Source organism: Vibrio sp. Isolate22 (genome assembly GCF_022398115.1).
GTDB lineage: Bacteria > Pseudomonadota > Gammaproteobacteria > Enterobacterales > Vibrionaceae > Vibrio.
Window position 1 is genome coordinate 1 of record NZ_JAKEUW010000107.1, and the last position, 5983, is coordinate 5983.

At 43.1% G+C, this 5983-nt stretch carries 6 protein-coding genes and 2 pseudogenes; 5 read left to right on the forward strand and 3 right to left on the reverse strand.

What is annotated here, in order from left to right:
• Positions 1-402, forward strand: a pseudogene (locus tag L1D55_RS26495) (hypothetical protein); the annotation flags it as partial.
• 55 nt (positions 403-457) lie between these two features.
• Here the strand turns inward: L1D55_RS26495 and L1D55_RS26500 are convergent.
• Positions 458-1129, reverse strand: coding sequence for a hypothetical protein (locus tag L1D55_RS26500; protein WP_239919445.1), 672 nt, complete (start codon positions 1127-1129; stop codon positions 458-460).
• A 105-nt stretch (positions 1130-1234) separates the two neighbouring features.
• Between L1D55_RS26500 and L1D55_RS26505 the strand changes: the two genes are divergently transcribed.
• Both L1D55_RS26505 and L1D55_RS26510 read left to right on the forward strand, forming a co-directional pair.
• Positions 1235-1822 carry a hypothetical protein gene (locus tag L1D55_RS26505; protein WP_239919446.1) on the forward strand — a complete coding sequence of 196 codons (588 nt, stop codon included), beginning with the start codon at positions 1235-1237 and terminating at the stop codon, positions 1820-1822.
• A 235-nt stretch (positions 1823-2057) separates the two neighbouring features.
• Positions 2058-2300, forward strand: a complete 243-nt coding sequence (locus L1D55_RS26510; RefSeq protein WP_004740110.1) for a hypothetical protein — start codon at positions 2058-2060, stop codon at positions 2298-2300.
• Positions 2301-2469: 169 nt separating this feature from the next.
• On the opposite strand, the gene L1D55_RS26515 is transcribed toward L1D55_RS26510, so the two are convergent.
• On the reverse strand, positions 2470-2928 hold the full coding sequence (locus L1D55_RS26515; protein ID WP_239919447.1) for an Lrp/AsnC family transcriptional regulator: 459 nt from the start codon (positions 2926-2928) through the stop codon (positions 2470-2472).
• Between the two features lie 231 nt (positions 2929-3159).
• Here L1D55_RS26515 and L1D55_RS26520 point away from each other — a divergent pair, with 231 nt between their 5' ends.
• Together L1D55_RS26520 and L1D55_RS26525 are read left to right on the forward strand one after the other, a co-directional pair.
• Positions 3160-4089, forward strand: coding sequence for a DMT family transporter (locus L1D55_RS26520; protein ID WP_239919448.1), 930 nt, complete (start codon positions 3160-3162; stop codon positions 4087-4089).
• 148 nt (positions 4090-4237) lie between these two features.
• A complete protein-coding gene (locus tag L1D55_RS26525) occupies positions 4238-4702 on the forward strand; it encodes an exoribonuclease R (protein ID WP_239919449.1) in 465 nt (154 codons plus the stop codon).
• 62 nt (positions 4703-4764) lie between these two features.
• Here L1D55_RS26525 and L1D55_RS26530 read toward each other — a convergent pair.
• Positions 4765-5850, reverse strand: a pseudogene (locus L1D55_RS26530) (HAMP domain-containing sensor histidine kinase); the annotation flags it as partial.
• Between the last annotated feature and the right edge of the window lie 133 nt (positions 5851-5983).

Genomic DNA, 5983 nt, shown 5'->3' on the forward strand with positions numbered 1-5983 from the left:
GAGCGTGGTCACCCTCGAAATCTCGCCGTGGGTTGCCAGAAATTATACGGCTCAAATAAGTATTGGAAAGAGCGGTATGGATACCACAAGCGTTCACTCTCAGAAACAGCGATGTATGAGCGTGGTCACCCTCGAAATCTCGCCGTGGGTTGCCAGAAATTATACGGCTCAAATAAGTATTGGAAAGAGCGGTATGGATACCACAAGCGTTCACTCTCAGAAACAGCGATGTATCGAGTTAAACAGTTGCTAGGAGGGAAACTGAGCTTAAGAAATTACAATGCCCAGGTGGGTGAAACTTACGCGATGATAAAAGCGTTGAACAAGCTTACTAGGTTAGGTATGCCTAAAACCTGTCGTATTGACCAAGAAATACGCGAAACGGGTTGGCTCTATATCTAAATTTAATTACGCAACAAAGCCGGCTACATACTCAATATTAATACTTGATCATCTCTTAATCTGTAAGTATTTCATTTGTATTTACATCGAGATAAATTTTGTTTTCAATAGATAAACCACCGCAGTAGATAAAGTAAACATCGCGCTCGCTATACCGAACCGATTTTACCCAACCACCTAACTCTTCAAAGTCACTAGGCACGCACTCACCTTCAGAAATCAACTTAGCAACTGAATTTCGAAATTTCTCCTGGTACAACTTAAGGTCGTCGGACTTAACTAGGTAAGAGTCTAATATCTCTTTGTTTTCCTTATCAGAAATAACCACTTCATCATTTGAGAGGCCTGACATCGCCACCCATTCAGCAATCTCAGGTCCACCTTCTTTCAGAACAGTATAATCTGAAATACGTGCCCAATCGCCCTGCTTCTCAAGTACTTCGACCTTTTCCCCTTTGTAGAGGTAGTCCGTTATCAAGCCATCAATCTCAGGCTGTTTTACCACCTCGAGCTTTCTATCTAACACATAAAACTCTGTCTGCTCTGGCTCAGGTTGTAGTTCCATAACAGGCTTTAATTCAGATATAGGTTGCTCAATAGTTTCAGCAACGGGCTCTTCAACTTTTTCTGGTGACGTAGGATCTTTCTTCATAATGAAGAAGTAGTACGCAGCGCCTCCTCCACCCAAGATTAACAATACAAATAAAGCGATCAGCGCTTTTTTCATTCAATCCACCAGCTTATCCGTTAGAAGTGAATTTCCAGTGTACATCAACTCACGCATCAGCTCATCTACACTCTTTATTGAGAACATCGTAAGTAGAGGAAGGTCATGAGTTTTTGGGTTAAGGTTCTGATCATAAACGTCTCTTTAAGTGCTAGTGTGGTAATAGCCAGTGAATGTAACAGTGATAGTTGGCAAACGCTGTTAGCTCGTCAGCTCGCCTTTGAAACTCGCTATAACCAATACACAAAAGAATTCAATCAAGTTCTCTCAACCTATGAGTCACAGACCCTACTGTCTAAACATTTCACTGAAGAGCAAGTCGTTGAACTTTGGGCAAAATACGAACAAAGATTTAATACGCAGCTCAACAGCCACATGAATACCGCTTACGATATCTCCGAAGTTCTGCTTAAACAATCATATGTAGTATCGACCGAACTAGAAGGCGCTCGTTCTCTTGCTCAACTATGGGAAGCAATGGCTCAAGATTGTGATAAAGCCAAGCTAATGCGCCAGTCAGAAAGTGCACTGTCACATGTGAAGAGCTCGGAGTCTCTCTCACAAGACCTTAATGTGCTAAGTGAAAAGTTCAGGCAACTATCGTTTAGGTATCGTCAGGAAGCGACAATGATCGATGCTGCGCGCCAATCAAATGAACGGGAAAGCGTTCAATCAAACGAACCGCTTCGCTAGATTTATCTGCAAAATCAGCTGCGCCTGATGAAAATGTATTCAACCCAGCCTTAATCAAAGCTTTATCAATAACTTGTAAAACTAATGTGCTAACTATCAACAACAAAGTTCAATTTCCAACCAATGCAAGTAATTATGTGAGAGATTCATCACAAAATAGATTTACAAACGCCAGAAAATTGTTATCATGAATCTTCATATAACTTAATAACAAGAAACATTTTGGCTAGGTAATATGCAAAAAACTATGGCTTTCAACTGCTTGAGTAACACGGAATGGACTGCAGAGATAAGAGCTAAGCTTTTATCTGTAGCTAAACACATGGAAGAGTTCGGTTCAGTGAGTGAATTAGAGCTATGTAAGATATTTGGAGAAACAATCTGGAATGACGGTGTGGATTATCATTCACATGCTTTTTCATTCAGAATTAATGCACAAACTGGAGATTGTTCAATCTCTAACTTTAAGTATCACTAAGTTTTGCACCTATCATATACGGAGTACCTTTCACGAGGTGCTCCGTTTTTTATTGCCGAGAGTCTGCCATTTTGTGTGAGTTTTTTGGTGGTCTAACATTCTTCCAAGACGAGCAAATCATTTCGTTTTCAGCTCACTCCCCCCAATGACAACCAAACTTTCCATCGTGTTAGTCGGTATACACTGGAAGCGGCGCATGACCTTTTACTTGCCTTATCGCTAAGTGTGTATGGATGTCTTTGACGTTAGATAGCCGCTGAAGCTTTCTAGTAAATGCTTCATAGGCCATTAGGTTTGGGCTCACCACCTCCAAAAGATAATCATAAGCGCCAGAGACAACATGGCAACTGATCACCTCCTCCATCTCGACAATCGCACCTTCGAACTTATCGATCGACACCTCTTGGTGATTGTTTAGACTCACTTCGACAAACACACTCATTGCCACACCCACTTTTTCTCGCGACAAGCTCACGCGATAGCCGTCGATAATCCCTTTTTCTTCAAGCCTTTTGATACGCCTAGCACATGGAGACGCAGATAACCCGACCTCCTCAGCAAGTTCAGCGGTTGTCAATCGACCATCTTTTTGCAGCAATTCAAGAAGGTGTCTATCTATTCTGTCCATAACGCGACTTATCCTTTGATATTAAAAAGAGCAATAAAAACAGCCCTCACTTAGGTGGATCAACAATCAGCTTGGCAAACATTAAAGGCAGTATCAAGGGTTGTAGTCACCAATAATTAACACTATGTTAGCAAAAATCACCAATAGTAAGTAAAGTCTCATTCAATTTTGCCAACTTGAGGCACGCGAATCCCCTCATAATGAATCACCATTCACTTGTTTGTTTATATTATGAAGCTTGGCTATCTTTCCATTACTGTCACTTTGCTGATCTGGGCAAGTTTTTTTCTCTCACTAAAAGGCGGCGCTAATTCAAATTTAACGCCCGCAGACATCGCTCTCACGCGTTTCTTCATACCAGCCCTCGTGCTTATGCCATTAGTGTGGAAAGCCCGTAACATCGTCACTGCGGTGCCTAGAAAATACTTACTCGGTATGTTCATCGGTAGTGGCCTGCCTTACCTGCTTGTTGCTGGCACAGCGATGCAATTCGTTCCGGTTTCTCACGGAAGTGCTTTAGTTCCCGGGACACTACCTCTATTTGTTACAGGCATTGCGGTCCTCTTTTTTAAACAACCATTGAGCAGACATCGAGTCGCCGGGTTAGCGATGGTGTTATTTGGAATCGTGCTGTTTTTGGGCTCGAGCTTAAGCAGTTTTAACTTCGAATACACCAAGGGACATTTGCTATTCTTATGCGGAAGCGTGATGTGGGCGATATTTACAATTTCTGCTCGTGTGGCCAACCTTGACGCGTTGGTGAGTGCTGGCTTCATCTCTCTCTGCTCGACGTTACTATTATTGCTTCTCATCGTTACCGGGACGCTCCCTAGCCACCTAGCAAACACCCCCATCGCTCAATGGCCATTTACCGAGCTTGTTGTGCATTCTGCAGTACAAGGCGTTGGCGCAGGTTTAATAGCGGCGTTCACATACCTTTATGCTGTAAAGACCTTAGGAGCAGAGCGATCCGCCGCATTTGGAAGCGCAACACCCGCAATTGCGACTCTGCTTGCTATCCCAATGTTTGGTGAGATCCCTGACACGCTAACCTGGCTAGCTCTTGGTTCTATTTGTATTGGCAGCTTGGTGGCAAGCAATATCTTTATGAGAAATGATCAATCAATGCAGTATCAGCCTCCCACTCACAGCAAGGCTTAACTGCGCTTGATCAAGCGTTCCTACTACTCACTTTCACAACAACGATGTCTAGATAAGCCTACCTTCGCAGGCTTATCTAAAATCTTCTTTTTCTCAGCACGCTTCTCCATTAAACTGTGCGACCTTTTTGCCGATTCAAGAGAACACCATGCAACGCGACTACACCTTAAATTGTTTAATCACCATGCCTCGCCATGAACTAGAAGAATTTAGTTTAAGAATGATCCATCGCCTTGTTCCTGAAGACGCAATGACAGAGCTATTCACATTCGAACAAGAAGAAGTGACCAGCGAAGAACGCATGCAATCAGCGAAGTTCGATGCAATGCTACGAATGACAGCAATTGCACTTGGTGAAGTAAACCTAGCGTTTTCTGAATCGGACAACTCACAGCAAAACATCGAGCGCATAACTCGCCTGCTGTTATGGCACTTCTACTCGATCTCTTTCAACCTTGAAGAAGCGATCGCAATTGAAGTGCACTGTGAGAAAGTTGAGATAATCTTAAAGAACGCACCAAAAGATGCGTTTGGTTGGGTTAAAGAGCTCACTGAGCTACTTCACTTCTACGCAAAAGTAAATGAAGGCAACGAAGAGAAAAAAGACGCGTAACGTCCCTTAATCTTCAACAGGCTTCAGTAAACTACCCCAGCTCATTACAAAGGCAGAATGAACTACACAGAAGGCAAATAAAAGCTTTGCTGAAATGAGTTCTCTGCCTTTGTTGTTTCTAGTACGCTGTGATGCAGCATCAATATCGACTGAGCAATTTTAGCCCCGATACCCAATGAACCATTCGGCGCTTCACGTTCCACCTCATTATGAATAACCACCCTAACCCTTTTCGAATCTGGCTCTAAATCGACACTCAGTGAAACTGCTGTTCCAGTTGGGCTGTGCCTTAAGGCATTGTCTAACAAGTTCAATATCAGCCTCTCAAGCAAATGGCTATCACCCACCGCTTTAATTCCATCAGGTAGATTGACCTCAAGCAACACACCTTTCTGCACATATTGGCTCTGCATCGTTTCCAGACATTCTGTCATTAGCGTATTGAAGTCGATTGAATCATATTGATAGGCTGGCAAAGGGTTATCCTGCTTAGCGCTATCTAACAGCGAATGGAGCTGTTCTGACAGTTTATTGCCATTTCTGTAAGCAACATCAATTAGCGGATAGGATTGAGGGTTTTGGATCTTCCATGTTTCAAGGTAACCCAACACACTAGATAGCGGCGTTTTCAAATCATGGCTCAACTGCAACAAACTTTGTCTTCGGTGTGATGACTGATATTCGAGTTGTAAAAATTGTTGTTGGATGTGCTTAGCCATGAGTTGGTAAGAGCGAGCGATCGGCACCAGTTCTGGTACTTGATGAACAAAATTAGGATCTAGTCGGAAATCTTGTTCTGCTTGCTGCTGCAATTTATCGGTCACTTCTTCGATAGGATTCAAAAGGCTTCGCTTTACAAGCAAATAAGCACCAACGGCGAAACCTAGAATTGAGATCAACATGAGTCCTGCTAACGCAATATAAGGTGTGTCGACTTGTGAATTAGCAATCACAGTATGTCGGTTACTGCCAATCAAGACATACAGGTAGCCCACGGTTGAGCCTAACTCTTCAATCGCAGCAACAGAGAATACCTTGTGAGAACCGGGATTGATCGGGTCATCCCCAAGAATGGGATAAGGCTCGTTGTTTAGAAACTGTTTGATAGGCGCTAAGTCAATCTGGCTCGCTAATACCGTCCCTTCTGGCGGGCTTTGTTGCGTAATTCAATGGAACTAAATCCAGAACCTACGATCTGAGCAGCTACCTCCACTCTCTCTCGTAGTCCTATGCCTAAGCCTCGTTACAAAACAACCAACTGGAAGCAATACAACCAATCAC